Genomic DNA, 24,803 nt, shown 5'->3' with positions numbered 1-24,803 from the left:
GCGCCGGGGGACCTCGGGACCCATGCCGGCCCCCGGCCCGCGGTCCGCTGATCGCCCCTCGGCTGACGACCGGCGGCGAAAGCGCAGCTCGGGCGCGCTGTTGATGGTGGGTCGGTGGCCGGGCGGCGGCGAGCTCAGTCCGCGGAGCGGTCGGCCGTCAGATAGGCGATGACCATGTCGCCGAGCATGGTGCGGTAGTGCTCGCGCCGGCCGGAGGCGACCAGGTCACGGCCGAACAGGGCGCCGAAGGTATGCCTGTTGGCGACCCGGAAGAAGCAGAACGCGCTGATCATCGCGTGCAGGTCCACGGCGTCGACGTCGGCCGTGAACAGGCCCGAGCTGCGGCCCGCCTCCAGGATGCGGCGGATCACGTCCAGTGCGGGCGAGCCGATCCTGCCCAGCTCCTCGGACGCGGCGATGTGCTCGGCGCCGTGGATGTTCTCGATGCTCACCAGGCGGATGAAGTCGGGATGCCTCTCGTGGTGGTCGAACGTGACCTCGGCGAGGCGGCGGATGGCCGCGACCGGGTCCAGGTGCTCGACGTCCAACTCCTGCTCGGCCTGCCGGATCACGGAGTACGCCCGCTCCAGGACGGCCGTGAACAACTGCTCCTTGCCGCCGAAGTAGTAGTAGATCATCCGCTTCGTGGTGCGGGTGCGGGCGGCGATCTCGTCCACGCGGGCGCCCGTGTAGCCGGCGCGCGCGAACTCCTCGGTGGCCACGTCGAGGATCTCGGCCCTGGTACGCGCGGCGTCGCGAATACGGCCGTTGGGTCGTGCCGGTTCTTCGACGCTGGTCATCGGGTTCCTTCGGGCGGGGGCCAGTGCTCGCGATTGTAGAAGCAGGCCGCCGCCCCGCGGCCGCCGGTCTCGGAGGGTGGAGGGGCCGGGGCGGGACGCGTCGAGCGGTACCCGGGGGGTGCCCTCCGTCCGGGCCGGCTGCCGGACGAGGCTCGGGTGGGGGTTCCCGCCGCCACGAGATCCTGCTATTACTAACGTACTAGTTCGTACATTAGCGGCGGGCGCGGACCCGACGCGCACCGTCGTACGCCAGGCAAGGCATCGCTCAGGAGGCCGCCGTGACCCAGGACTCGTATCTCGTCGGCCTCGTCGGTTCCGGCATCGGCCCCTCCCTCAGCCCCGGGCTGCACGAGCGGGAGGCCGACCGGCAGGGGCTGCGCTACCTGTACCGGCTCATCGACGTCGACCGGTTCGACGGGGGACCGGAGGCGGTGGGCGACCTCGTGCGGAGCGCCCGTGCCCTCGGCTTCGACGGGCTCAACGTCACCCACCCCTGCAAGCAGCTCGTCATCCCCCACCTCGACGCACTCTCCCCGCAGGCCGAGGCGCTCGGCGCGGTGAACACCGTGGTCTTCGAGGACGGCCGCGCGGTCGGACACAACACGGACGTCACCGGATTCGCCGCCTCCTTCGCCCGAGGACTGCCCGACGCCCCGCTGGAGCGCGTCGTGCAGCTCGGGGCCGGAGGCGCGGGCGCTGCCGTCGCCCACGCCCTGCTCACGCTGGGCGCGGGGCACGTGAGCGTCGTCGACGCACTCGGTGACCGTGCCGCCGGGCTCGCCGCCGCGCTCAACGGCCACTTCGGCGAGGGGCGCGCCGGGGCCGCGACGCCGGACGCGCTGGCCCCGCTGCTGACCCGGGCCGACGGGGTCGTGCACGCCACCCCCACCGGGATGGCCGCACACCCGGGCCTTCCCCTGCCTGCCGGGCTGCTGCGCCCCGAACTGTGGGTCGCCGAGGTGGTCTACCGGCCGCTGGACACCGAACTGCTGCGCGCCGCCCGCGCGATCGGCTGCGCGACCCTCGACGGCGGCGGCATGGCCGTCTTCCAGGCGGCGGACGCGTTCCGGCTGTTCACGGGGCGAGAACCCGACACCGCCCGGATGCTGGCGGACATCGCCGAACTGGCGGACGGGGCGGGAGCCCGGCGCTGACCGCGCGGGCAGGGCCCGCACGCGCCCCCCGGTGTCGGACCCCCGTCCGGCCGGACCGAATCACCAGCGACGAAGGAGCAGCCCGTGCGTACGTCCATCGCCACTGTCTCGCTCAGCGGATCCCTGACCGAGAAGCTCACGGCCGCGGCCCGGGCGGGCTTCGACGGCGTCGAGATCTTCGAGAACGACCTGCTCGCGAGCCCGCTGACCCCCGAGGAGATCCGCGCCCGCACGGCCGACCTCGGTCTGGGCATCGACCTCTACCAGCCGATGCGCGACATCGAGGCGGTGCCGGAGGACGAGTTCGAGCGGAATCTGCGCCGGGCGCGGCACAAGTTCGCGCTCATGGAGCGGCTCGGCGCCGACACCGTCCTGGTGTGCTCCAGCGTCTCCCCCCTGGCCGTCGACGACGACGCGCTCGCCGCCGGGCAGCTGAGCGCTCTGGCCGACGTGGCACGGGACTTCGGCATCCGCGTGGCGTACGAGGCCCTCGCGTGGGGCCGTCACGTGAACACCTACGACCACGCGTGGCGCATCGTCGAGGCGGCCGGCCACCCCGCCCTCGGCACCTGCCTGGACAGCTTCCACATCCTCGCCCGGGGCTCCGACCCGAAGGGCATCGAGGACATCCCCGGCGAGAAGATCTTCTTCCTCCAGCTGGCCGACGCCCCCCTGATGGCCATGGACGTCCTGCAGTGGAGCCGCCACTACCGCTGCTTCCCCGGCCAGGGCGGCTTCGACCTGGCCGGACTGCTGGGCCACGTGATGCGCGCCGGATACCGGGGTCCGCTCTCCCTGGAGGTGTTCAACGACGTCTTCCGCCAGGCGGAGGCCGGGCCGACCGCCGTCGACGCCCAGCGCTCCCTGCTCGTCCTCCAGGAGGCGGCCGGTCTCGCCGCGCCGCCGGCACCCGTCGTGCCCACCGGCGTGGCCTTCGCCGAACTCGTCACCCCCGACGCCGAACCCGTCTCGGCGGTCCTGGGCGCCCTCGGCTTCACCCGCACCGCCCGGCACCGCAGCAAGCCTGTCGACCTCTGGCAGCAGGGCGAGGCCCGTGTCCTGCTCAACACGGGACCGCAGGCCCGCCGTGACGGCACCGCTCTCGCCGCCGTCGGCCTGGAGTCGCCCGACCCCGCGGGAGCCGCCCGTCGCGCCGAGGCCCTCCTCGCGCCGGTCCTGCCCCGCCGCCGGGCTCCCGAGGACGCGCCGCTCGACGCGGTGTCCGCCCCCGACGGCACCGAACTCTTCTTCTGTGCCACCAACCGCCCTGAACTCCCCAGCTGGACGCAGGACTTCGAGCGGACGGACGAGCGACCGGGCCCGTCCGGCGCTACCGGTGGTTCGGCGCCGGGGCCCGTCGAGCGCATCGACCACCTGGCGCTCACCCAGCCCTGGCACCAGTTCGACGAGGCCGCCCTCTTCCACCGCAGCGTGCTCGGACTCGCCGCGCAGGAGAGCGTCGACGTGGCGGACCCCTACGGCCTGCACCGCAGCCGCGCCGTCACCGACGCCGGCGGCAGCGTCCGCATCGCCCTGGGAGTGGGCCCCGGCCCCGCCGACGACGGCGCCCGCTCCCAGCACATCGCGCTGGCCACGGCGGACGTGGTGGCCGCCGCCCGCCGCTTCCGGGCCGCGGGCGGGCGCCTGCTGCCGATCCCGGCGAACTACTACGACGACCTGGCGGCCCGGTACGAGTTCACGGACGGCGAGCTGGCGACGTACCGTGAACTCGGCATCCTCTACGACCGTGACGCGGAAGGGGAGTTCCGCCACTGCTGGACCGAGACCGTCGGCCGCGTCTTCTTCGAACTCGTCCAGCGCGACGGCGGCTACCGCGGCTACGGAGCGGTGAACGCCCCGGTGCGGCTCGCGGCGCAGCACGCCTCGCGTCCCGTCCGCTGACCAGGACGCCGGAGGCCGGGACGGCGCGTTTGGCAGCGCAGAGGCCCGGGACACCGCGCGCTGCGGTGACCCGGGCCGGGAACTGCGGCCGCTCCCTCGGCGGACGGGGCCGGGGCGGGCGGCGTCGGTACGGCTACAGGTCGAACTCGTGCGGCGGCAGGTCCAGCGTGAAGCAGGCCTCGCGCACGATGGCCTGCTCGTCCTTGTCAAAGTCGCCGTCGGCTCCGCCGATGACGATGCCGATCTGGATCACGGCGCGGGCCTCGGCGGGCTTCTTCTTGGCCTTGGCGATCTCCTGGAGGACGCTGACCTTGCCCAGGGCGAAGTCGGCCGTCAGCTTGTTCAGGTTGTCGTCGAAGCGCCGCTGGAGGTCGGCGGCGTCGAAGTTCCTCAGCACCTCGTTCGTGGCGATCAGCTGGCTCACCCGCTGCCGCTCGGATGCGTCGATCGAGCCGTCGGCGGCGGCGACGAGCGCGCACATCGCCATGCTCGCGTCGCGGAAGGCACCGCTCGTGAGGTCGTTCTTCTTCGCCACGAGCTGGGTCTGCATCGTCGACGCGGACTCCTTGATGCGGTCCCACAGGGCCATGAGAACTCCATACGTTGTCGAGGGCCGGCCCGCCGGGAGGGGCGGGCCGGGACCTCTTCGGTTGCTACAGCACCGTGGGAACTAGTGGACCGGCACAGAAGTTCCTGGGCTGTTCCATTCGGCCACGACCGGGCGCTCGTGCTCGGTGGAGAGCCGCCCGACCGTGCCCGTCGCGAGCTGGAAGAGCCGCCCGTGGGAGGCCGGAAGCCCCAGGTAGCGGGCGGTGAGCACACGCAGGAAGTGTCCGTGGGCGACCAGCACCACGTCCCCGTCCCTAAGGGCGGGCGCCACCCGGGCCAGCACGCGGTCGGCCCGTCGTCCCACCTCCTCGGGGGACTCGCCGGGATGACCGTCGGGACCGGGCGGCACCCCGTCGTCCCAGAGGAACCAGTCGGGCCGGGTCCGGTGGATCTCGACGGTCGTGACGCCCTCGTACGCGCCGTAGTCCCACTCGTGCAGGTCCGGGTCCGGTACGGCCCCGGACAGGCCCGCGAGTTCCGCCGTGCGGAGCGCGCGGGCCAGCGGGCTGGTGAGCGCGAGGGCGAAGGTCCGGCCGGCGAGCAGCGGGGCGAGGGACGCGGCCTGTTCCTCGCCGTGCCGCGTCAGGGGCAGGTCGGTCCAGCTGGTGTGCTGCCCCGACACGCTCCACTCGGTCTCGCCGTGGCGGACCAGCAGCAGGTCGCCCATGACGCCTACTTCGCCGATTCGACGGCGTGGCCGCCGAACTGGTTGCGCAGGGCGGCGATCATCTTCATCTGCGGCGAGTCGTCCTGCCGGGAGGCGAAGCGGGCGAAGAGCGACGCGGTGATCGCGGGCAGCGGGACGGCGTTGTCGATGGCCGCCTCGACGGTCCAGCGGCCCTCACCGGAGTCCTCCGCGTAGCCGCGCAGCTTGTTCAGGTGCTCGTCGTCGTCCAGGGCGTTGACGGCGAGGTCGAGCAGCCAGGAGCGGATGACCGTGCCCTCCTGCCAGGACCGGAAGACCTCGCGCACGTCGGTGACGGAGTCGACCTTCTCCAGCAGCTCCCAGCCCTCGGCGTAGGCCTGCATCATGGCGTACTCGATGCCGTTGTGGACCATCTTGGAGAAGTGGCCGGCGCCGACCTTGCCCGCGTGCACGAACCCGAAGTCGCCCTCGGGCTTGAGCGCGTCGAAGATCGGCTGCACCTTGGCGACGTTCTCCGCGTCGCCGCCGACCATGAGGGCGTAGCCGTTCTCCAGGCCCCACACGCCGCCCGAGACGCCCGCGTCGACGAAGCCGATGCCCTTGGCCGCCAGCTGCTCGGCGTGCTTCTCGTCGTCGGTCCAGCGGGAGTTGCCGCCGTCCACGATGGTGTCGCCGGCCTCCAGCAGATCGCCGAGTTCGTCGACGACGGACTGGGTCGGACCGCCCGCGGGCACCATCACCCACACCACACGCGGGCCTTCGAGCTTCTCGACGAGTTCGGCGAGGCTGTTCACGTCGGCGAGGTCGGGATTGCGGTCGTAGCCGATGACGGTGTGGCCGGCGCGGCGTATCCGCTCGCGCATGTTGCCGCCCATCCTGCCGAGGCCGATGAGTCCGAGCTGCATCGTGGTCATGTCAGTTCACTTCTTCCTGAGAGTGCGGTAGGCGGCCACGAGGGCGGCGGTGGAGGGGTCGAGCCCGGGCACGTCGGCGCCCTCGGTGAGCGCGGGTTCGACGCGCTTGGCGAGGACCTTGCCGAGTTCGACGCCCCACTGGTCGAAGGAGTCGATGTTCCAGATCGCGCCCTGGACGAACACCTTGTGCTCGTAGAGCGCGATCAGCTGGCCGAGGACCGAGGGGCTCAGCTCGGTCGCCAGGACGGTGGTCGTCGGGTGGTCGCCGCGGAACGTGCGGTGCGGGACCTGCTCCTCGGGCACCCCCCCGGCGCGCACCTCGTCCGGCGTCTTGCCGAAGGCCAGCGCCTGGCCCTGCGCGAAGAGGTTGGCCATCAACAGGTCGTGCTGCGCCTTGAGTTCGTCGCTCAGTTCGTCGACCGGGTTGACGAACCCGATCAGGTCCGCCGGGATCAACTTGGTGCCCTGGTGCAGCAACTGGTAGTAGGCGTGCTGGCCGTTGGTGCCGGGGGTGCCCCAGACGACCGGGCCGGTCTGCCACTCCACGGGGCGTCCCTCGCGGTCCACCGACTTGCCGTTGGACTCCATGTCGAGCTGCTGGAGGTAGGCGGTGAACCTGGAGAGGTAGTGCGAGTACGGGAGCACCGCGTGCGACTGCGCGTCGAAGAAGTTCCCGTACCAGATGCCCAACAGGCCCAGCAGCAGCGGGGCGTTGGACTCGGCGGGCGCGGTGCGGAAGTGCTCGTCCACGGTCCTGAACCCGTCGAGCAGTTCGCGGAAGCGGTCGGGGCCGATCGCGATCATCAGGGACAGGCCGATCGCGGAGTCGAAGGAGTAGCGGCCGCCGACCCAGTCCCAGAACTCGAACATGTTGGCCGTGTCGATGCCGAAGTCCGCGACCTTGCCGGCGTTCGTCGACAGCGCCACGAAGTGCTTCGCGACCGCCTTCTCGTCGCCGTCGAACCCGGCGAGCAGCCAGGTCCGCGCCGAGGTGGCGTTGGTGATCGTCTCGATCGTGGTGAAGGTCTTGGACGCGACGACGAACAGCGTCTCCGCCGGGTCCAGGTCGCGGACGGCCTCGTGCAGGTCGGCGCCGTCCACGTTCGACACGAACCGCACCGTCAGCGAGCGGTCGGCGAACGCCCGCAGCGCGTCGTAGGCCATCGCCGGACCGAGGTCGGAGCCGCCGATGCCGATGTTGACGACGTTCCTGATGCGCCTGCCGGTGTGCCCGGTCCACTCACCCGAGCGGACGCGCCCGGCGAAGTCGGCCATCCGGTCGAGCACGGCGTGCACACCCGGCACGACGTTCTCCCCGTCGACCTCGACCACCGCGTCGCGCGGGGCGCGCAGCGCCGTGTGCAGCACGGCCCGGTCCTCGGTGACGTTGATCCTCTCGCCGCGGAACATGGCGTCCCGCTGCCCGAACACGCCGGTGGCCGTGGCCAGTTCCTGGAGCAGCGCCAGGGTCTCGTCCGTGATCAGGTGCTTGGAGTAGTCGATGCGCAGATCGCCGACGCGCACGGTGTAGCGGTCCGCGCGCCCGGGGTCCGCGGCGAACAGCTCACGCAGCCGCGGGTGCAGCATCTCCTGCGCGCGGTGGTCCTCCAGCGCCGTCCACTCGGGACGGTGCGTGAGCTTGGGGGTGTCAGACATCGGTGGGAATCTCCTTGGTGCCCTCGCCCCGCAGGGCGACGGCGTACATCTCGTCCGCGTCGAGGCGCCGCAGCTCCTCGGCGATCAGCTCGGAGGTGCTGCGCACCTTCAGAGCCAGGGTGCGCGAGGGCTGGCCCGGCAGGGCCAGGGTGGCCAGCGGCCCCTCGGGGCGGTCGATGCGGATCTCGCCGTTCTCGGTGCCCAGCCGGACGGCGGTGACGACGGGACCCGCGGTGACGACCCGCTCGACGGCGACCCCGAGGCGGGCCTCCAGCCAGCGGGCCAGCAGCTCGGCGCTCGGGTTCTCGGCCTCGCTCTCCACGGCGGCCGAGATCACCTTCGTCCGGGCCTGGTCGAGCGCGGCGGCCAGCATCGAGCGCCACGGCGTCAGCCGGGTCCACGCCAGGTCGGTGTCACCGGGCGCGTACGCGGCGGCGCGGGCCTCCAGCGCGGCGAGCGGCGTCTCGACCGCGTACATGTCGGTGATACGGCGCGCGGCGAGGGCGCCCAGCGGGTCCTTGACCGGGATCTGCGGCGCGTCCACCGGCCACCAGACGACGACCGGCGCGTCGGGCAGCAGCAGCGGCAGGACGACGGAGTCGGCGTGGTCGGACACCTCGCCGTACATGCGCAGCACGATGGTCTCGCCGGTGCCGGCGTCGGCGCCCACCCGGACCTCGGCGTCCAGACGCGAGTTGGTGCGGTCGCGCGGGGTCCTGGCGTGGCGCTTGATGACGACCAGGGTGCGCGAGGGGTGCTCGCGCGACGCCTCCTCGGCCGCCTTGATGGAGTCGTAGGCGTTCTCCTCGTCGGTCACGATGACCATCGTGAGGACCATGCCCACGGCCGGCGTGCCGATGGCCCGGCGGCCCTTCACAAGAGCCTTGTTGATCTTGCTTGCCGTGGTGTCGGTCAGGTCGATCTTCATGGCCTGCGCCAGCTCCGTCCGTCTCGTGCGAGCATCTCGTCGGCTTCCTTGGGGCCCCAGGTGCCCGAGGCGTACTGCGCGGGCTTGCCGTGGGTGTCCCAGTGGACCTCGATCGGGTCGAGGATCTTCCAGGACTCTTCCACCTCCTGATGACGGGGGAAGAGATTGGCGTCGCCGAGCAGCACGTCCAGGATCAGCCGTTCGTACGCCTCCGGGCTGGACTCCGTGAACGACTCGCCGTACGCGAAGTCCATCGACACGTCCCGGATCTCCATCGACGTACCCGGCACCTTCGATCCGAAGCGCACGGTCATGCCCTCGTCGGGCTGGACGCGGATGACGATCGCGTTCGAGCCGAGCTCCTCCGTCGCCGTGTGGTCGAAGGGGGAGTGCGGGGCGCGCTGGAAGACGACCGCGATCTCCGTCACCCGCCGGCCGAGCCGCTTGCCGGTCCTCAGGTAGAAGGGGACGCCCGCCCAACGGCGGTTGTCGATCTGCAGTTTGACGGCGGCGAAGGTGTCGGTCTTCGACTTCGCGTCGATGCCGTCCTCCTGGAGGTAGCCGACGACCTTCTCGCCGCCCTGCCACCCCGCCGCGTACTGGCCGCGCACGGTGTGCTCGCCCAGGTTCTCCGGCAGCTTCACCGCCCTGAGGACCTTCAGCTTCTCGGTGAGCAGCGATTCGGCGTCGAAGGCGGCCGGCTCCTCCATGGCCGTCAGGGCCATCAGCTGGAGCAGGTGGTTCTGGATGACGTCACGGGCGGAACCGATGCCGTCGTAGTAGCCGGCCCGGCCACCGATGCCGATGTCCTCGGCCATCGTGATCTGCACGTGGTCCACGTACGACCGGTTCCAGATCGGCTCGTACATCTGGTTGGCGAAGCGGAGCGCCAGGATGTTCTGGACGGTCTCCTTGCCGAGGTAGTGGTCGATGCGGAACACCTGGTCCGGGTCGAACACCTCGTGCACGATCGCGTTCAGCTCGCGCGCGCTCGCCAGGTCGTGGCCGAACGGCTTCTCGATGACCGCGCGCCGCCAGGAACCCTCGGGCGCGTCCGCGAGCCCGTGCCGCTTGAGCTGCTGCACGACCTTCGGGAAGAACTTCGGCGGTACGGAGAGGTAGAAGGCGTAGTTGCCGCTGGTGCCGCGCGAGGCGTCCAGCTCCTCGACGGCCGCGCGCAGCTGCTTGAACGCCGTGTCGTCGTCGAAGTCGCCCGGGACGAACCGCATGCCCTCGGCGAGCTGCTGCCAGACCTCCTCGCGGAACTCGGTGCGGGCGTGCTCACGCACGGAGTCGTGCACCACCTGCGCGAAGTCCTGGTCCTCCCACTCGCGCCGGGCGAACCCGAGGAGCGAGAAGCCCGGCGGCAGCAGACCGCGGTTGGCGAGGTCGTAGACGGCCGGCATCAGCTTCTTGCGGGAGAGGTCACCGGTGACGCCGAAGATGACGAGCCCGGAGGGGCCCGCGATCCGGGGCAGCCTGCGGTCCTGGGGATGGCGCAGGGGGTTCCGCCAGTCGGCGTCGGCGCCGGTCACGCCGAGGGCCTTCGCCACGTCCGCGGGGACGTCCTCGGCCGCGGCCCCGGTGGTGTCCGCCTCCGGCTTCGCCGCCTCGGCCTTCGCCCGCTTCGGGGCCGCCTTCGCCGCGCTGTTCCTCGATTCCCCGGCGGGGGAGGCCGGCGTCCCGCCGGCCTCCCGCCCCGCCGTGTCCTCGGTGGGTGTCCCGCTCATGCCCCCTCAACTCCCTTGTGCTCCAGCGACGTCGCCACGGCCTCCAGCAGGTCCTGCCAGGCGGCCTCGAACTTCGCCACGCCCTCGTCCTCCAGCTGCGCGACGACCTCGTCGTAGGAGATGCCGAGGCCCTCGACGGCCGCCAGGTCGGCGCGCGCCTGCGCGTAGCCGCCGGTCACCGTGTCGCCGCGGATGTCTCCGTGGTCTCCGGTGGCCCTGAGGGTGGTCTCCGGCATCGTGTTGACCGTGCCCGGCGCGACCAGCTCGTCGACGTACAGCGTGTCCTTGTACGACGGGTCCTTGACGCCGGTCGAGGCCCACAGGGGGCGCTGCCGGTTGGCACGGGCAGCGCCGAGGGCGGCCCAGCGGTCACCGCCGAACACCTCCTCGTACGCCTCGTAGGCCAGGCGCGCGTTGGCGAGCGCGGCGCGGCCCTTGAGCGCGAGCGCCTCGTCGGTGCCCACCTTCGCCAGCCGCTTGTCGATCTCGCTGTCGACGCGGGAGACGAAGAAGGAGGCGACGGAGTGGATGCCGGACAGGTCGATGCCCGCGGCCCCGGCCTTCTCCAGACCGGCCAGGTAGGCGTCCATCACGGCGCGGTAGCGCTCCAGCGAGAAGATCAGCGTGACGTTCACGCTGATGCCGAGGCCGATGACCTCGGTGATCGCCGGGAGGCCCGCCTCGGTGGCCGGGATCTTGATCATGACGTTCGGCCGGTCCACCAGCCAGGCGAGCTGCTTGGCCTCGGCGACCGTCGCGTCGGTGCGGTGCGCCAGACGCGGGTCGACCTCGATGGACACCCGTCCGTCGCGGCCGTCCGTCGCCTCGTACACGGGCCGCAGCACGTCGGCGGCGGCGCGGACGTCCTGCGTGGTCATCATGCGCACGGCCTCTTCGACCGTGACGCCGCGTACGGCGAGGTCGGCGAGCTGCTCCTCGTAGCCCTCGCCGGAGCCGATGGCGGCCTGGAAGATCGAGGGGTTGGTGGTGACGCCCACCACGTGCTGGTGCTCGACGAGTCCGGCGAGGTTGCCGGACGTGATCCGCTTGCGCGACAGGTCGTCCAGCCAGATGGAGACGCCTTCGTCGGAGAGGCGCTTCAGGGCTCCCGCGGCTGCGGTTGCTTCGGTCACAGTGATCATCTTCTTTCTGGCGACGGGATCAACCACGCGCGGCGGCGAGTGATTCCCGCGCGGCGGAGGCGACGTTCTCGGCGGTGAAGCCGTATTCGGCGAAGAGGGTCTTGGCGTCGGCGGAGGCGCCGAAGTGCTCCAGGGAGACGATGCGTCCGGCGTCACCCGCATACCGGTACCAAGTCAGGCCGATGCCGGCCTCGACCGCCACGCGGGCCTTCACCGAGGGCGGAAGGACGCTCTCGCGGTACTCCGCGGACTGCTCCTCGAACCACTCCACCGACGGCATCGACACCACCCGGGTGCCGACCCCCTCGGCTTCGAGCCGCTCGCGCGCCTCGACGGCCACATGCACCTCGGAGCCCGTGGCGACGAGGATCACGTCGGGCGTGCCGGTGGAGGACTCCCGCAGCACGTAGCCGCCCTTGGCCGCGTCCTCGTTCGGCGCGTACACCGGGACACCCTGGCGGGTGAGCGCGAGGCCGTGCGGGGCGGGGGCGGCGGCGTGCCGGCGGAGGATCTCGCGCCAGGCGATCGCGGTCTCGTTGGCGTCGGCGGGGCGGACGACGTTGAGGCCGGGGATGGCGCGCAGCGAGGCGAGGTGCTCGACGGGCTGGTGGGTGGGGCCGTCCTCGCCGAGGCCGATGGAGTCGTGCGTCCACACGTACGTCACCGGGAGCTGCATGAGGGCGGAGAGGCGGACGGCGTTGCGCATGTAGTCGGAGAACACCAGGAAGGTGCCGCCGTAGACGCGGGTGTTGCCGTGCAGGGCGATGCCGTTCATCTCCGCGGCCATGGAGTGCTCGCGGATGCCGAAGTGGATCGTGCGGCCGTACGGGTCGGCCTCGGGCAGCGGGTTGCCCTTCGGCAGGAAGGAGCTGGTCTTGTCGATCGTGGTGTTGTTCGAGCCGGCGAGGTCGGCGGAGCCGCCCCACAGCTCGGGGATGACACCGCCGAGGGCCTGGAGCACCTTGCCGGAGGCGGCACGCGTGGCCACCGAGGTGCCCTCCTCGAAGACCGGCAGCGCGCTCTCCCAGCCCTCGGGGAGCTGCCCCGCCACGACGCGGTCGAAGAGCTTCGCGCGCTCGGGCTGCGCGAGGCGCCACTCCGCGATCCGCTTGTCCCAGGCGGCGTGCGCCTCGGCGCCCCGGTCCAGGGCCTCGCGGGCGTGGGAGAGAACCTCCGGCTCCACCTGGAAGGTGCGCTCGGGGTCGAAGCCGAGGACGCGCTTGGTGGCCGCGACCTCGTCCGCGCCGAGCGCCGAGCCGTGCGCGGCCTCCGTGTTCTGGGCGTTCGGCGCGGGCCAGGCGATGATCGTGCGCATCGCGATGATCGAGGGGCGCCCGGTCTCGGCCTGTGCCTGCCGGAGCGCCGTGTGCAGCGCGTGCACGTCGATGTCGCCGTCGGCGCCGGGCTCGATCCGCTGGACGTGCCAGCCGTAGGCCTCGTAGCGCTTCAGGACGTCCTCGGAGAAGGCGGTCGCGGTGTCGCCCTCGATCGAGATGTGGTTGTCGTCGTAGACGAAGACGAGGTTGCCGAGCTTCTGGTGGCCCGCCAGGGAGGACGCCTCGGCGGAGATGCCTTCCTGGAGGTCGCCGTCCGAGACGATCGCCCAGACGGTGTGGTCGAAGGGGGACTCGCCCTCCGGGGCCTCGGGGTCGAACAGGCCGCGCTCGTAGCGGGCGGCCATCGCCATGCCGACGGCGTTCGCGACACCCTGGCCGAGCGGTCCGGTGGTGGTCTCGACGCCCGCGGTGTGCCCGTACTCGGGGTGACCGGGCGTCTTCGAGCCGTGCGTGCGGAACGCCTTCAGGTCGTCGAGCCCGAGTTCGTAGCCCGACAGGAAGAGCTGGGTGTAGAGGGTCAGCGAGGTGTGGCCGGGGGACAGCACGAAGCGGTCGCGGCCCGTCCACTCCGGGTCGGCGGGGTCGTGTCGCATCACCTTCTGAAAGAGGGTGTATGCCGCCGGGGCGAGCGCCATCGCGGTGCCCGGGTGTCCGTTTCCGACCTGCTGCACGGCATCGGCCGCCAGAAGGCGGGCGGTGTCGACGGCACGCCGGTCGAGATCGGTCCATTCGAAGCCGTCGAAGGTCTGCGTGCTCATCTTCAAGAAGTCCTCTGCGAGAGCGGGATTACTGCTCGGACGTGTTCAAACTTAAAAGTCTGACTTTTGCCGGGGAAGGTGCCCTTGTGTCAGCCTTCGGTGAAAGTGGGACAGCGAGTGCGGGACCGAGCCGACGCGAGAAGGACATGGCGGACAGAACAACCCGAGACGGCAGCCGGGAGCAGGACGGGATCAAGACTTTTCCCTTCCCCGTCGACCTGAGCGTCTCCGGTGTCGGTATGCAGGTCGGGCCCATGGGCACCGGCCGCGCCTGGCACGCGGACGCACCCCTGGACCGCGTGCACCGCATCGACTTCCACGTCGTCATGCTGTTCCACGAGGGCCCCGTCCGACACATGATCGACTTCGCCGAGTACGAGGCCGCCGCGGGAGAGCTGCTCTGGATCCGTCCCGGCCAGGTCCACCGCTTCTCCCGTACGAACGGGTACCGCGGGACCGCCCTCACCATGCAACCGGGTTTCCTGCCGCGCGCCACCGTCGAGGCGACCGGGCTCTACCGCTACGACCAGCCGCCGCTGCTGCGGCCCGACGCGGCACAACTCGCGGCCCTGCGGCACTCCCTGGACCAGCTGGAGCGCGAGTACGTCGACACCGCCACGCTGCCGCTCAGCCTGCACACCTCGGTGCTGCGGCACTCGCTGACCGCGTTCCTGCTCAGGCTGGCCCATCTGGCGGCCAGTTCGGCCGAGGCGGCGCAGGGGCGGAGCGACACCACCTTCACCCGGTTCCGGGACGCGGTCGAGGAGGGCTTCGCCACCAACCACAGCGTCAGCGCCTACGCCGACGCCCTCGGTTACTCCCGCCGGACCCTGGTCCGCGCGGTGCGCGCGGCGACCGGGGAGACACCCAAGGGCTTCATCGACAAGCGGGTCACGCTGGAGGCCAAGCGGCTCCTCGCGCACACGGAGATGCCCATCGGCCGGGTCGGCGCGGCCGTCGGCTTCCCCGACGCCGCCAATTTCTCCAAGTTCTTCCAGCAGCACACGGAACAGACCCCGGCGCAGTTCCGGCTGGAGCTGCGCTGAAGGGGCGGGCCGCGTGGCCCGCCCCTCCCGTGTACCCGTGCCGTTTCGCCGTCAGTGGCCGAAGTCGAACCAGTTGACGTTCACGAAGTCGGCCGGCTGGCCGCTGCTGAAGGTCAGATAGACGTCGTGCGTGCCGGTGACGCCGGTGATGTTCGCCGGGACCGTCTTCCAGCTCTGCCAGCCGCCGGTGTTGCCCACGGCGAAGCTGCCGACCGGCGTGTTCGTACGGCTGTCCAGGCGGACCTCGACCAGACCGCTGACGCCGCCCGCCGCGCCGCTGGCGACCCGGCCGTAGAACTGCCTGGCCGCCGTGGAGCCGAAGTTGACGCCCTTGAAGAGCGCCCAGTCGCCGTTGCCGATCGCGCTGATGTTCTGGCCGCCGCCGGAGTCGGTGGTCGTCTCGGTGCTCACGCCGCCCTGGCCGTCGAACGACTCGGCCTGGATCGCGCTGTACGCGTCCCGGTTGCCGGACGGGGGCGGGGTGGTGCCGCCACCGCCGCCGCCGGCGGCCTGCAGCACCTGCACGTAGTCGACGACCATCGGGTGGCCCGGTTCGGTGCCGCTGTCGGGGCCGCCGCCGAACGCGTCCGGGAAGCCGCCGCCCATCGCCACGTTCAGGATGATGAAGTAGCCGTGGTTCGTGGCGTTCGTCCACGTGGTCGCGTCGACCTGGTTGGCCTTGACCGTGTGGAAGTTGACGCCGTCGAGGTAGAAGCGCATCTCCTCCACGCTCGTGGACTTGTCCCACTCCACGGCGTACGTGTGGAACCCGGCCTGGCAGGTCGTGCCCGTACAGGGGGTGTTGCCGCCGATGCCCGACGTCTCGTTGCACGGGCCGCCCGGGGAGGTGCCGCAGTGCATCGTGGCCCACTCGGTGTTGAGGCCCTGGACGTTCTCCATGATGTCCAGCTCGCCGATGCCCGGCCAGTTCCAGTAGTTGCCCCGGAAGGGCGCGCCGAGCATCCAGAACGCGGGCCAGTAGCCCTTGGCGGCGGGGCCGGTCACGTTCGGCATCTGGATACGGGCCTCGACGCGCAGCTTGCCGCCCGACGGGGGCTGGAAGTCGGTGCGCCGGGTCTCGATGCGGCCGGAGGTCCACTTGCCCGAGGAGTCGCGGCGCGGGGTGATCCGCAGGTTGCCGGAACCGTCGAGGGAGACGTTGTCGGTGCTGCTCGTCATCGTCTCGATCTCGCCGGTACCGAAGTTGGCGGGACCTCCGGGGTAGCTGGTGCCGGTCGTGTACTGCCAGTTGGTGGTGTTGACGCCCGTGCCGGCGGCGCCGGTGAAGTCGTCGACGAAGACCTGGGACCAGCCGGAGGGGGGCGGGGGAGCGGAGGCGTTGGCGGGGAGGGTGGCGGCCGTGGCTGCCGCCGCCGCCAGGCTGAGCGTGCTGAACACGGCGATGAGCACGCGCCGCAGTGGGGCGCGTCTGCCGGGTGTGCCGGACGTTTCACTCATGGGGGTGCCCTCTTCAGGTACGGAGTGAGGTGCGCGGGTGTTTTTGAGAGCGCTCTCAAGGAGCTGCGCGGCCAATGTGCTCTCCGGTGGTCCAACCGTCAAGAGGTCAAGCCGAGAAAACCCTTACGGGGAGCGGGAGTTCAAGGTGTGAAGGCGGGACGCGGGCCGGAACGCGCGGTCGCCTCCCGTGAGTTGGGCCGGGCTCCGCACCTGAACCGGCCTCCGTTTCCCGCGCCGGAGTCCTCCGTTTCCGGGTCGGGCGGCGGGCTGGCGGCCAAGCGGGCGGGTAGGCGGCGTGGGGGCGGGCGGCAGGTCCGGTGCGGCCGCCCGCGTCGGCCGGGTCAGTCCTCGTACAGGCCCGCCAGCGCTGCGGCGTACTTCTCGCGGATGACACGGCGCCGCATCTTCAGCGACGGGGTCAGCTCACCGGTGGCCGGGCCCCACTCCTCGGCCAGCAGCTCGTACCGCTTGACCTGCTCGGTCCTGTTCAGGCGGGAGTTGGCGGCGGCGACCGCCCGGTCCGCCTCGGCCCGCACGACGGGATGCCGCGCCAGGGCGTCCGGCCCGAGCCCCGCCTCGACGCCGTGCGCCGCCGCCCACGCGGGAGCCGTCTCCGGGTCCAGCACGAGCAGGGCGACCAGGTACGAGTGGTGATCGCCGTGCACGAGGGCCTGCCCGATCAGCGGATGCTCCTTGAGGGCGTTCTCCACCAGCGCCGGGGAGACGTTCTTGCCCGTCGAGGTGATGATCAACTCTTTCTTGCGGTCCGTGATCCAGACGAAGCCGTCCTCGTCGACCCGGCCGACGTCACCGGTGCGCAGCCAGCCCTCCTCGTCCACGGCGGGCACCACCTCGCCGTCCTCCCGGAGGTAGCCGGCGAAGACCGACTCGCCGCGCACCTCCAGCTCGCCGTCCTCGGCGACCCGGATCTCCACCGACGGCACGGGACGCCCGACGGAACCCAGCCGGAACCCGCTGCGCGGGCTGTTCGCCGTGGCCACACCGGCGGTCTCCGTCATCCCCCAGGCGTCCATGACGACGATCCCGAAGCCTGCCCAGAAACGCACCACGTCGATCGGCATGGGCGCCGAGGCGCTGGCCGCCCAGGTGACCCGGTCGAGCCCCCCGACGGCCAGCAGCGGTACCAGGACCCGCTCCCGCGCACGGTCGTAGGCCGCGGCGACGTCGGGCGGCGGCTCCGCGCCGCGCTCCAGGAAGCCGACGTACTCCCGTGCCACCCGGGTGGCCTCCTCGACGGCCTCCCGCTGTTCCGCGGGCAGGGCGGCGAGTCCGGTCCGCACGGTCGCGGCCAGCTTCTCCCAGATCCTCGGCACCCCGAAGAACTGCGCCGGGCGCACCGTCCGCACGGCCCCGGCGACATGCTGCGGATCCGGGCAGAGGTACACGTGGGCGAGGCGCAGGCAGGGCACGTACAGGCTCAGCATCCGCTCCGCGATGTGGGCGAACGGCAGATAGCTGATGTGCTCGGTCTGCGGGGGGAGTTCGACGATACCCTCGATGGCGCGGGCGTTCGCCAGCACCTGCCGGTGGGTGAGCACCACGCCCTTGGGCTCGCCGGTGGTGCCGGAGGTGTACACGACGGTGACCGGGTCGTCGGGGCGGGACGCGTCCAGCGACTTGCCGAACTCCTCCGGTACCGGTTCGTTCAGCAGGGCGGCGTACGGCAGGTGGGTGCCCTCGCTCCCGGGTTCCACCACGACGAGCCGGGTGAGCGGGGTGCCCGCGTCGTCCAGCAACGCCGTCCACCGGTCCACCTCGGCGGCGCCCTCCACCACGGCCACTTCGGCACGGCAGTTGCGGGCGATGTGCGTCATCTGCGGCACCGCGGAGGTCCCGTACACGCTGACCGGCACCGCGCCCAGCCGGACCAGCGCGAGGTCGCAGAGCCAGTGCTCGGGCCGGTTGGCCATCATGAGCAGCACGTGGTCGCCCCGGCCGACGCCGAGTGCCGCGAACCCGGCCGCCAGCCGCGTCGTGCGGTCCCGTACCCCGGCCCAGTCCAGGGTGCTCCACTCCTCGGTGCCGGGCTCCTGCCAGGACAGCGCGGGCCGGTCGGCGTGGAGGCGGGCGTTGCGCTCCACGAGCTCGGGCACGGTCCACGGCTCGGACGGGTCTTCGGCGATGCGCGGGGCTTGCGTCATGTCGGCCTCCTGGCGGGCTGCGGCGGGGTCGTCGGCAGGCTGGTCGGCGCTCGCTCGGACAGTAGGAGCGGCGTCCGGGCCGGTCAACGCCCGGCACCGCACCGGCCGAACTCCGTTGTCAGGCTGGCTCGTTCGGGACTCCTCGCCGTCACTCCGAGGTCCGGTCCGCCGTGTCCGGGGCGGGCTGCCAGCCCAGGGCCCGGGAGATGCCGCGCGCGGCCAGCCGTACCGCCGGGATCAACGCCGCCACCTGCGCGTCCTGTTGGGGCACCACCACCGACACCGCCGCCGTGACCGCCCCGCCAGGTCCGCGCACCGGAGCGGCCACCGACAACGCGTCCTCGGTGACCTGACGGCTGCTCACCGCGACGCCCGTGCGCCGCACTTCGGCCAGCATCCGGCGCAGCCGCTCGGCGTCGGTGAGGGTGTACGGCGTGAAAGAGGCGAGCGGACCCGCGCAGTACGCCTCCTGGGACGCGCTGTCCCCGTGGGCGAGCAGCACGAGGCCCACCCCCGTCGCGTGCAGGGGCCAGCGGGCGCCCACCTGGATGCGGACCCCGACCGCGGAACGCCCCGAGAGCCACTCGGTGTAGACGACCTCGGAGCCGTCCCGGACCGCCAACTGGACGTTTTCGTGCGTCGCTTCGTACAGGTCCTCCAGGTACGGCAGCGCGATCTGCCGCAGCGCCGGTCCGCGCGGCGCGAGGGCGGCGAGTTCCCACAGCCGCAGGCCCACGTGGTAGACGCCGCCCGGGTCGCGTTCCAGGGCGCCCCACTCGGTGAGGGCGCCCACGAGCCGGTGCGTCGTGGTGAGGGTCAGCCCGGCCCGCCGGCTGATGTCCGAGAGGCTCAGCGCCGGGTGCTCGCGGTCGAAGGCGGCCAGCACGGCGAGGAGGCGTCCGGGCGCGGACGCGGGCGGCACGGCGTCGGCGGTCACGGCGTCGGGTCAGCCGAGTCCGGTCCCCGCGACCCGCCGCGACGGCGTGTGCTCGCGGCGGGGCACGGCCCCGACTCCCGGAGAAAGCACGGCTCGGGGGTCGACGGGAACAAAGTTCGTCGGCTGCGGCTGCGGCTGGCGGGCGATGGCGGGCTCCCTGGTCATGGCCCGGGCGGCTTCGCGTGACCCGGGACCGGGGCGGTCGTGCGGACGCGTACCCCTGCCGGACGGGCACGCGGCGGTACGTGTACGGACCCAGCATGACGCACTCTCCCGCGGCCGTTCCGGCGCAGGTCTGCGGCGTCGGAGGGCTCGACGTGGTAGAGACGGACACGGCGATCGACGCGCCGACGCGGTTCCCCTCCGCGGAACGGGCGTACGGGTGATCGTGGCGGGAGAGCCGGGAAAGGCGGGCGTGGTGTGAAGCTGACGATTCTGGGAGGCGGCGGATTCCGGGTGCCGCTCGTGTACGGGGCGCTCCTGGGCGACCGGGCCGCGGGCCGGGTCACCCATGTGGTGCTGCACGACCTGGACGCGGAGCGGCTGTCGGCCGTCGCCCGGGTCCTGGCCGAGCAGGCGGCCGGACGCGCGGACGCCCCCGTGGTGACGGTCACCACCGATCTCGACGACGCGCTGCGCGGTGCCGACTTCGTGTTCTCCGCGATCCGCGTCGGCGGTCTCGAAGGGCGCGCGGCGGACGAGCGGGTCGCCCTCACGGAGGACGTCCTCGGCCAGGAGACCGTGGGCGCCGGCGGCATCGCGTACGGGCTGCGGACCGTGCCGGTCGCCGTGGACATCGCGCGCCGCGTGGCCCGGCTCGCCCCCGACGCCTGGGTCATCAACTTCACCAACCCCGCCGGCCTGGTCACCGAGGCCATGTCACGGCACCTCGGCGACCGGGTGATCGGCATCTGCGACTCCCCGGTGGGCCTCGGCCGCCGCATCGCGCGCGTGCTGGGCGCGAACCCGGGGGAGGCCTGGATCGACTACGTCGGCCTCAACCACCTGGGCTGGGTACGGGGTCTGCGCGTCGGGGGCCGGGACGAACTGCCGCGCCTGCTCGCCGATCCGGGGCTGCTCGGCTCCTTCGAGGAGGGCAAGCTCTTCGGCGTGGACTGGCTCCGGTCCCTGGGCGCGATCCCGAACGAGTACCTGCACTACTACTACTTCAACCGCGAGACCGTACGGGCCTACCAGCAGGCGAAGAAGACCCGCGGCGCCTTCCTGCGCGACCAGCAGGCGGCGTTCTACGAGGAGATGCGGCGCCCGCAGGCCTCGGCACTGGCGGCCTGGGACCGTACGCGGGCCGAGCGCGAGGCCACGTACATGGCCGAGAACCGGGACGCGGCGGGCGCCGGCGAGCGCGACGCCGACGACCTGTCGGGCGGCTACGAGAAGGTCGCCCTCGCCCTGATGCGGGCCATCGCCCGCGACGAGCGGACCACGCTGATCCTCAACGTCCGCAACCGCGGCACCCTCGCCGTCCTCGACGCGGAGGCCGTCGTCGAGGTGCCGTGCCTGGTCGACGCCAACGGGGCGCACCCGGTGGCCGTCGACCCGCTGCCGGACCACGCCACGGGTCTGGTCTGCTCGGTCAAGGCGGTCGAGCGGGAGGTCCTCGCCGCGGCCGAGTCCGGCTCGCGCGCCACCGCCGTCAAGGCCTTCGCCCTGCACCCCCTGGTGGACTCAGTCAACGTGGCCCACCGCCTCGTCGACGGCTACACGAAGGCCCATCCGGGCCTGGCCTACCTGAAGTAGCCGCGGTCCGAGCCGCCGCGGTATCCGGGTCACCGGTGGCGCGGACACGCGTGTGGGGGCACCCGGCCGCCGGCCGGATGCCCCCACGTCCCGCGTGTCCCGTGCGTCAGCCGGTGAACCCGGCCGTGATGGAGGTGAACTGCCAGTTGCTCTGGCTGATGCCGGAGCAGTTGCTGGTCACGCCGCCGCCGGGGCAGGGGCGGTCACGGTTGACCGACCAGAACGCGAGGCGGGCGATGTGGTGCGAGTTCGCCCAGTCGCGGATCTGGGTCCACAAACGTGTTTACGGGTGGTGAATGGTGGGCCCGTCCGGAGCGGCGCCGGGCGCGTCTGCGTGGATCTCGCACACGAGGTTCAGCACGTCGTCGAGCCGACCACGGAGCCGCTCGATGATGAGGATGAGGCCGCCGGCTTCCAGCTGCGCGAGGTCTTCGGACCGGGCGTAGTCGAGGTCTCTGCGGGCGTACTCGATGCGTGTTTGCTGCAGGGCCGTGAGCGCGGGGCGCTGGGGTGCGGGGGGCTGCTGCTGCGGGTCCATGTGGTTCGCCTTGCAATGAGGCCGCGGGCGTGGGGTACCGCGGTGGGCCTGGTTCGAGGGTTGTTTGACTGCGCACGTAATGATCGCTGACGGATCATGGTTGGACAATAGTCAAACTGAGGATCACTCGAACGTGTGTTTTATTTTGTTCCGGGATGTGGAGTCGGGTACCAAATGCCTGATACATCAGGCTGACTTATGATGATCTTCCCTCGACTGTTTGTCGAGTGCACCCACCCGACGACGACTGGCTCGCCGAGCGCAGCCGCGTCCTCGGCGACCGCATCCGAGACCACCGCAAACGGCTCGGCTACACGCAAGAGCAGGTCTACCTCGACGCCGGCATCAGCCGCGACGTCCTCCAGCGCATCGAAGCGGGCCGCCACAATCCGACGCTGCACACTCTGCTTCGCATCTCGCACGTCCTCGACGTGCCGCTCGCGGACCTGGTGAACGACATGCGCTGAGCGGCCTGCCGCGTATTGGGCAAGCGGCAGGCCGCCAGCTCCCGCTACCTGGACCGGTCCCTGCCGGGCAGCGGGGGTCTCATGGGGTTCGGGCACGACTCGGCGTGGATGGTGACGTCGGCTCGCGCGGACGACGCCGAGTCGACGGAGTACGTGCGGCCCTGGCCGGGCGGGATCGGCTGATCACAACGGGCGCAGATCACCGGCGGGCCTCCCGCAGTCGGGCGCGGATCGTCCGCCCGTCGACGCACTCGCGGGGCGCTTCGCTGCACCGCCCGCAACGCGCAGCGTGATCCAGCAAGCGCCGGTACGCGGCCTCGACTTCCGGCGGCACCTTACGGATAGCAGGCGTGGGCATGGCGGCGGTCATGCGCTGGGCTCCTCGCCGAACCGGGGGCCGAACGCGTCCTCGATCGCGGCCCGCAGTGCGGCGGCGTCGGTGAGCCAGTTGCTGTCGCCCGGGCACACCCGCCAGTGCGGGCCCGGCCCCTGCGTCCGGCGTGCCGGGGGGATCGTCACCGTCGCACCGTCGCCGAGGACGCGCACGTTGTCGGCGTCCCAGGCCGCCGCGCTTCCGGGCGTCACGAAGTAGTACAGCGCCGCGCTGTGGGAGTCCTCGACGACAGCGCCGCACCGCGTGCCGAGGATCTGGACTGCGGCGAGCCCGATGCTGCGGGGCACGCGGACCGCGTCCCACTCCTGGCCGGCCGAGTGCAGCGTGCACCCCGCGGAGGTTCGTAAGGGGCGTGTGGTCGGCATGGATGTCTCCTCGAAAGCGCCGTCGCGATCAGGTGTCCACCAGCGTGGCCCCAGCGATTCCGCTTTCCGAGGACTTGAACAGGACTCTTGCCGTCAGCAAACAGGACTTTGTTGCGGCCGTGAGGGTGACAACTAGCCAGATGCAGGGCCTGCGGGGACACTTGCCGCAGGCCCGCATACGGAGGTGCAGCAGTGTCCACGCCCGCAGGGAACCAGCGGCTCAAGGCAGCCCGGATCGCGGCCGGTTACCGCAATCAGGAGGCTCTCGCGGAGGCCCTGAAGGTCGGTGTCCGGCAGGTCCGACGGTGGGAATCCGCGACCCCGCCGTGGCCGCAGGCCGAGGTAGGCCAGGCTCTCACGCGGCTCCTCGGGCAGGATCTTGAATCTCTCGGATTCACCCCACCCGGTGGCAGCGCGCCCGTGCCGGGTCGGCGTAGCGCGCTCGCGGCGGCTGTCGGGCTGTCCGTCGTACCCACGAAGTCCACGACCATCCAACCTGCCACGGTCGCGGACGACTTCGAGGTGGTGACCCGGTCGCACCGACGCCTGTACTGGTCGGTCGCCCCGACTACGTTGCACCCGGCCGCCCTTGCCCACGCAACCCTCGGCTGCGCCCTCCTCCCCGAGACGGCCGGCCAGACCCGCGCGCGGACCGCGGCCGCCCTCGCTGAGACGTGGCTGCTGGCCGGGCGCATCGAGTTCTTCGACATGCGGGAACCCGAACGGGCCGGGCAGACGTGGCTCCGTGCGCTCCAGGCCGCGGGCGAGGCGGACGACCATCTACTCGGGTCCGCGGTCCTCGCGCACACGGCGTTCATCCCCGGGTGGGAAGGCCGGCGGGAGGAGGCCGTCGAGCGGATGGTCGCCGCGCGGACCTACGCCCGGCGTGGCGCGGCTCCGGCGGAGCTCCTGGCGTGGCTGGACGCGGTTGAGGCGGAGTGCGAGACGAGGTGTGGGCACACCCGGACCGCGCTGCACCTGATCGGGCACGCCGAGGACATCCTCGCGGGGGGCTCCGAGGCGCCGGTGCCGGAGTGGCTCGACTGGTTCAGCGCTGTTCGGCTCGCTGCGTTCAAGGGCAACACCCAGCTGCGGGCCGGGCATCTGCCGCAAGCCCGGGAGACGCTCCTCGGTGTCCTCGATGCGCTCGCTCCGACCGGGGAGAAACAAACGACCGTGATCCTCGGAGACCTGGCCGCAGTCGAGGCTGCGGCCGGGGACCCCGAGGCGGCGTGCGGGTACGCAGTGCGCGCGCTGGAGCAGCTGGAGCGCACCTGGTACGCGACGGGCATGGACCGAGTCCGGGAGGTGCGGCGCGCGCTGGCGCCGCACCAGCACGAGCAGTGTGTGCGGGACCTCGATGACCGGCTGTACGGCTGGTCGACGACCGTCAGCGCGCTCGCTCGTTGAACTCGGCGATCTGCGGCGACAGTTCGAGGAGGCTCTCCACCCGGAAGGTGGGGAGCTTCTCCGCTTCCTCGGTCCGCCACTGGATCGTCGCCCACGGGCCGCGGTGCACGAGTGCAGTGTGCATGCCGGCGGCGGCGCCCGGGCGGAGGTCGTTGTCGACGCGGTCCCCGACGTACAGCATCTCATCCGCGTCGAAAGGCACGACCTCGGCGACGCGGCGGAAGAACTCAGGGTCCGGCTTGCTCGCGCCCCAGTCATCGGACGTGCCGATGAGGTCGACGTCGTCCGTGAACAGCTCACGGAGGATGCGGCCGGCCCGGACGGTCTGGTTCCCGGCGATGCCCAGCCACAATCCGTCCGCGCGGAGCTGCGCCAGCATCGGGCGCACGTCCGGGTAGAGGTCGTCCTCGCCGAAGGTCTCCGGCTTGCCGGCCGCCGCGCGGGCATCGCGCTCGGCGTAGAGGTCGAAGCCCGGCTGGAACTCCTGGAACACGTCGCGGTAGTCGCGGCCTTGGGCGATGACGGCGCCGAACATCGCATGGAACGTATGCCGCGGGACCCGGAGCCAGTCGGCCCACGTGCCGTACTCGCGAGTCTCGTCTACCAGGCATTCACCGACATCGAAGATCACAGCGCGAATCATGCGGGCAGAGTACCCGGGCATGACGAAAGGGCCCCCACCGCCCGAAGGC

At 71.8% G+C, this 24,803-nt stretch carries 23 protein-coding genes and 1 pseudogene; 8 read left to right on the top strand and 16 right to left on the bottom strand.

Annotated elements, in window-relative coordinates; all coding sequences use genetic code 11:
- Positions 1-134: 134 nt before the first annotated feature.
- On the bottom strand, positions 135-800 hold the full coding sequence (locus ACFYQQ_RS01425) for a TetR/AcrR family transcriptional regulator (RefSeq protein ID WP_355794116.1): 666 nt from the start codon (positions 798-800) through the stop codon (positions 135-137).
- 278 nt (positions 801-1,078) lie between these two features.
- On the opposite strand from ACFYQQ_RS01425, the gene ACFYQQ_RS01420 reads away from it, so the two are divergent.
- The gene (locus ACFYQQ_RS01420) at positions 1,079-1,954 is read left to right on the top strand and encodes a shikimate dehydrogenase (protein ID WP_356171569.1); all 876 of its coding nucleotides are present in this window, start codon (positions 1,079-1,081) and stop codon (positions 1,952-1,954) included.
- An 84-nt stretch (positions 1,955-2,038) separates the two neighbouring features.
- A complete protein-coding gene (locus tag ACFYQQ_RS01415) occupies positions 2,039-3,856 on the top strand; it encodes a bifunctional sugar phosphate isomerase/epimerase/4-hydroxyphenylpyruvate dioxygenase family protein (protein WP_388902816.1) in 1,818 nt (605 codons plus the stop codon).
- A 133-nt stretch (positions 3,857-3,989) separates the two neighbouring features.
- Here ACFYQQ_RS01415 and ACFYQQ_RS01410 read toward each other — a convergent pair whose 3' ends face one another.
- The 8 genes from ACFYQQ_RS01410 to tkt form a co-directional block, all read right to left on the bottom strand.
- The gene (locus tag ACFYQQ_RS01410; protein WP_355795345.1) at positions 3,990-4,445 is read right to left on the bottom strand and encodes a TerB family tellurite resistance protein; all 456 of its coding nucleotides are present in this window, start codon (positions 4,443-4,445) and stop codon (positions 3,990-3,992) included.
- Between the two features lie 81 nt (positions 4,446-4,526).
- On the bottom strand, positions 4,527-5,132 hold the full coding sequence (locus tag ACFYQQ_RS01405; protein ID WP_355795347.1) for a histidine phosphatase family protein: 606 nt from the start codon (positions 5,130-5,132) through the stop codon (positions 4,527-4,529).
- Between the two features lie 5 nt (positions 5,133-5,137).
- Positions 5,138-6,016 (bottom strand): phosphogluconate dehydrogenase (NAD(+)-dependent, decarboxylating), encoded by an 879-nt coding sequence (gene gnd / locus ACFYQQ_RS01400; RefSeq protein ID WP_356171585.1) that lies wholly within the window; start codon positions 6,014-6,016, stop codon positions 5,138-5,140.
- Between the two features lie 15 nt (positions 6,017-6,031).
- Positions 6,032-7,681, bottom strand: coding sequence for a glucose-6-phosphate isomerase (gene pgi / locus ACFYQQ_RS01395; protein ID WP_388902813.1), 1,650 nt, complete (start codon positions 7,679-7,681; stop codon positions 6,032-6,034).
- On the bottom strand, positions 7,674-8,609 hold the full coding sequence (opcA, locus tag ACFYQQ_RS01390; RefSeq protein WP_355788698.1) for a glucose-6-phosphate dehydrogenase assembly protein OpcA: 936 nt from the start codon (positions 8,607-8,609) through the stop codon (positions 7,674-7,676). Before opcA ends, pgi begins: the two co-directional genes overlap by 8 nt.
- On the bottom strand, positions 8,606-10,339 hold the full coding sequence (gene zwf / locus ACFYQQ_RS01385; protein ID WP_355788695.1) for a glucose-6-phosphate dehydrogenase: 1,734 nt from the start codon (positions 10,337-10,339) through the stop codon (positions 8,606-8,608). The genes opcA and zwf overlap by 4 nt, the downstream gene beginning before the upstream one ends.
- Positions 10,336-11,481 (bottom strand): transaldolase, encoded by a 1,146-nt coding sequence (gene tal, locus ACFYQQ_RS01380; RefSeq protein WP_355788693.1) that lies wholly within the window; start codon positions 11,479-11,481, stop codon positions 10,336-10,338. Before tal ends, zwf begins: the two co-directional genes overlap by 4 nt.
- A 19-nt stretch (positions 11,482-11,500) precedes the next feature.
- Positions 11,501-13,576 carry a transketolase gene (tkt, locus tag ACFYQQ_RS01375; RefSeq protein WP_356166326.1) on the bottom strand — a complete coding sequence of 692 codons (2,076 nt, stop codon included), beginning with the start codon at positions 13,574-13,576 and terminating at the stop codon, positions 11,501-11,503.
- A gap of 146 nt (positions 13,577-13,722) precedes the next feature.
- Here tkt and ACFYQQ_RS01370 point away from each other — a divergent pair, with 146 nt between their 5' ends.
- Positions 13,723-14,622, top strand: coding sequence for an AraC family transcriptional regulator (locus ACFYQQ_RS01370; protein WP_355794181.1), 900 nt, complete (start codon positions 13,723-13,725; stop codon positions 14,620-14,622).
- Between the two features lie 51 nt (positions 14,623-14,673).
- On the opposite strand, the gene ACFYQQ_RS01365 is transcribed toward ACFYQQ_RS01370, so the two are convergent.
- The 3 genes from ACFYQQ_RS01365 to ACFYQQ_RS01355 form a co-directional block, all read right to left on the bottom strand.
- Positions 14,674-16,080, bottom strand: coding sequence for a glycoside hydrolase family 16 protein (locus tag ACFYQQ_RS01365; RefSeq protein WP_388902808.1), 1,407 nt, complete (start codon positions 16,078-16,080; stop codon positions 14,674-14,676).
- 341 nt (positions 16,081-16,421) lie between these two features.
- The gene (locus ACFYQQ_RS01360; RefSeq protein WP_355784192.1) at positions 16,422-18,242 is read right to left on the bottom strand and encodes a long-chain fatty acid--CoA ligase; all 1,821 of its coding nucleotides are present in this window, start codon (positions 18,240-18,242) and stop codon (positions 16,422-16,424) included.
- Positions 18,243-18,390: 148 nt separating this feature from the next.
- On the bottom strand, positions 18,391-19,179 hold the full coding sequence (locus tag ACFYQQ_RS01355) for an IclR family transcriptional regulator (protein WP_388902805.1): 789 nt from the start codon (positions 19,177-19,179) through the stop codon (positions 18,391-18,393).
- Between the two features lie 260 nt (positions 19,180-19,439).
- Between ACFYQQ_RS01355 and ACFYQQ_RS01350 the strand changes: the two genes are divergently transcribed.
- Both ACFYQQ_RS01350 and ACFYQQ_RS01345 read left to right on the top strand, forming a co-directional pair.
- Positions 19,440-19,565: a hypothetical protein gene (locus ACFYQQ_RS01350; RefSeq protein ID WP_355784189.1), complete on the top strand. Its 126-nt coding sequence runs from the start codon at positions 19,440-19,442 to the stop codon at positions 19,563-19,565.
- A 34-nt stretch (positions 19,566-19,599) separates the two neighbouring features.
- Positions 19,600-20,937, top strand: a complete 1,338-nt coding sequence (locus tag ACFYQQ_RS01345) for a 6-phospho-beta-glucosidase (protein ID WP_356166316.1) — start codon at positions 19,600-19,602, stop codon at positions 20,935-20,937.
- A gap of 106 nt (positions 20,938-21,043) precedes the next feature.
- Here the strand turns inward: ACFYQQ_RS01345 and ACFYQQ_RS01340 are convergent.
- Both ACFYQQ_RS01340 and ACFYQQ_RS01335 read right to left on the bottom strand, forming a co-directional pair.
- Positions 21,044-21,214: pseudogene (locus ACFYQQ_RS01340) on the bottom strand (chitinase); the annotation flags it as partial.
- A gap of 6 nt (positions 21,215-21,220) precedes the next feature.
- A complete protein-coding gene (locus tag ACFYQQ_RS01335; protein WP_355793807.1) occupies positions 21,221-21,475 on the bottom strand; it encodes a hypothetical protein in 255 nt (84 codons plus the stop codon).
- Positions 21,476-21,702: 227 nt separating this feature from the next.
- Here ACFYQQ_RS01335 and ACFYQQ_RS01330 point away from each other — a divergent pair, with 227 nt between their 5' ends.
- Both ACFYQQ_RS01330 and ACFYQQ_RS01325 read left to right on the top strand, forming a co-directional pair.
- The gene (locus ACFYQQ_RS01330) at positions 21,703-21,942 is read left to right on the top strand and encodes a helix-turn-helix transcriptional regulator (protein WP_355793809.1); all 240 of its coding nucleotides are present in this window, start codon (positions 21,703-21,705) and stop codon (positions 21,940-21,942) included.
- A gap of 15 nt (positions 21,943-21,957) precedes the next feature.
- Positions 21,958-22,125 (top strand): hypothetical protein, encoded by a 168-nt coding sequence (locus tag ACFYQQ_RS01325; RefSeq protein ID WP_355793811.1) that lies wholly within the window; start codon positions 21,958-21,960, stop codon positions 22,123-22,125.
- 183 nt (positions 22,126-22,308) lie between these two features.
- Here the strand turns inward: ACFYQQ_RS01325 and ACFYQQ_RS01320 are convergent, their stop codons facing one another.
- The gene (locus tag ACFYQQ_RS01320) at positions 22,309-22,701 is read right to left on the bottom strand and encodes a hypothetical protein (protein WP_355793813.1); all 393 of its coding nucleotides are present in this window, start codon (positions 22,699-22,701) and stop codon (positions 22,309-22,311) included.
- Between the two features lie 192 nt (positions 22,702-22,893).
- On the opposite strand from ACFYQQ_RS01320, the gene ACFYQQ_RS01315 reads away from it, so the two are divergent.
- The gene (locus tag ACFYQQ_RS01315) at positions 22,894-24,111 is read left to right on the top strand and encodes a transcriptional regulator (protein ID WP_388902799.1); all 1,218 of its coding nucleotides are present in this window, start codon (positions 22,894-22,896) and stop codon (positions 24,109-24,111) included.
- Here the strand turns inward: ACFYQQ_RS01315 and ACFYQQ_RS01310 are convergent.
- Positions 24,092-24,754: an HAD family hydrolase gene (locus ACFYQQ_RS01310; protein ID WP_355794267.1), complete on the bottom strand. Its 663-nt coding sequence runs from the start codon at positions 24,752-24,754 to the stop codon at positions 24,092-24,094. The two genes, ACFYQQ_RS01315 and ACFYQQ_RS01310, sit on opposite strands and share 20 nt — an antisense overlap.
- Positions 24,755-24,803: the final 49 nt, after the last annotated feature.

The sequence above is a fragment of the Streptomyces sp. NPDC005496 genome (assembly GCF_042872045.1).
In the GTDB taxonomy this organism is placed as follows: domain Bacteria; phylum Actinomycetota; class Actinomycetes; order Streptomycetales; family Streptomycetaceae; genus Streptomyces.
Note: the sequence above shows the minus strand (reverse complement) of the source record. Positions and strands in the feature narration are given on the sequence as shown.

Excerpts from the sequence above, each read along its gene's own strand:
- ACFYQQ_RS01425 (WP_355794116.1), bottom strand. The coding sequence starts at position 800 with ATGACCAGCGTCGAAGAACCGGCACGACCCAACGGCCGTATTCGCGAC.
- ACFYQQ_RS01410 (WP_355795345.1), bottom strand. The coding sequence starts at position 4,445 with ATGGCCCTGTGGGACCGCATCAAGGAGTCCGCGTCGACGATGCAGACC.
- ACFYQQ_RS01405 (WP_355795347.1), bottom strand. The coding sequence starts at position 5,132 with ATGGGCGACCTGCTGCTGGTCCGCCACGGCGAGACCGAGTGGAGCGTG.
- gnd (WP_356171585.1), bottom strand. The coding sequence starts at position 6,016 with ATGCAGCTCGGACTCATCGGCCTCGGCAGGATGGGCGGCAACATGCGC.
- pgi (WP_388902813.1), bottom strand. The coding sequence starts at position 7,681 with ATGTCTGACACCCCCAAGCTCACGCACCGTCCCGAGTGGACGGCGCTG.
- opcA (WP_355788698.1), bottom strand. The coding sequence starts at position 8,609 with ATGAAGATCGACCTGACCGACACCACGGCAAGCAAGATCAACAAGGCT.
- zwf (WP_355788695.1), bottom strand. The coding sequence starts at position 10,339 with ATGAGCGGGACACCCACCGAGGACACGGCGGGGCGGGAGGCCGGCGGG.
- tal (WP_355788693.1), bottom strand. The coding sequence starts at position 11,481 with ATGATCACTGTGACCGAAGCAACCGCAGCCGCGGGAGCCCTGAAGCGC.
- tkt (WP_356166326.1), bottom strand. The coding sequence starts at position 13,576 with ATGAGCACGCAGACCTTCGACGGCTTCGAATGGACCGATCTCGACCGG.
- ACFYQQ_RS01370 (WP_355794181.1), top strand. The coding sequence starts at position 13,723 with ATGGCGGACAGAACAACCCGAGACGGCAGCCGGGAGCAGGACGGGATC.
- ACFYQQ_RS01365 (WP_388902808.1), bottom strand. The coding sequence starts at position 16,080 with ATGAGTGAAACGTCCGGCACACCCGGCAGACGCGCCCCACTGCGGCGC.
- ACFYQQ_RS01360 (WP_355784192.1), bottom strand. The coding sequence starts at position 18,242 with ATGACGCAAGCCCCGCGCATCGCCGAAGACCCGTCCGAGCCGTGGACC.
- ACFYQQ_RS01350 (WP_355784189.1), top strand. The coding sequence starts at position 19,440 with ATGACGCACTCTCCCGCGGCCGTTCCGGCGCAGGTCTGCGGCGTCGGA.
- ACFYQQ_RS01335 (WP_355793807.1), bottom strand. The coding sequence starts at position 21,475 with ATGGACCCGCAGCAGCAGCCCCCCGCACCCCAGCGCCCCGCGCTCACG.
- ACFYQQ_RS01320 (WP_355793813.1), bottom strand. The coding sequence starts at position 22,701 with ATGCCGACCACACGCCCCTTACGAACCTCCGCGGGGTGCACGCTGCAC.
- ACFYQQ_RS01310 (WP_355794267.1), bottom strand. The coding sequence starts at position 24,754 with ATGATTCGCGCTGTGATCTTCGATGTCGGTGAATGCCTGGTAGACGAG.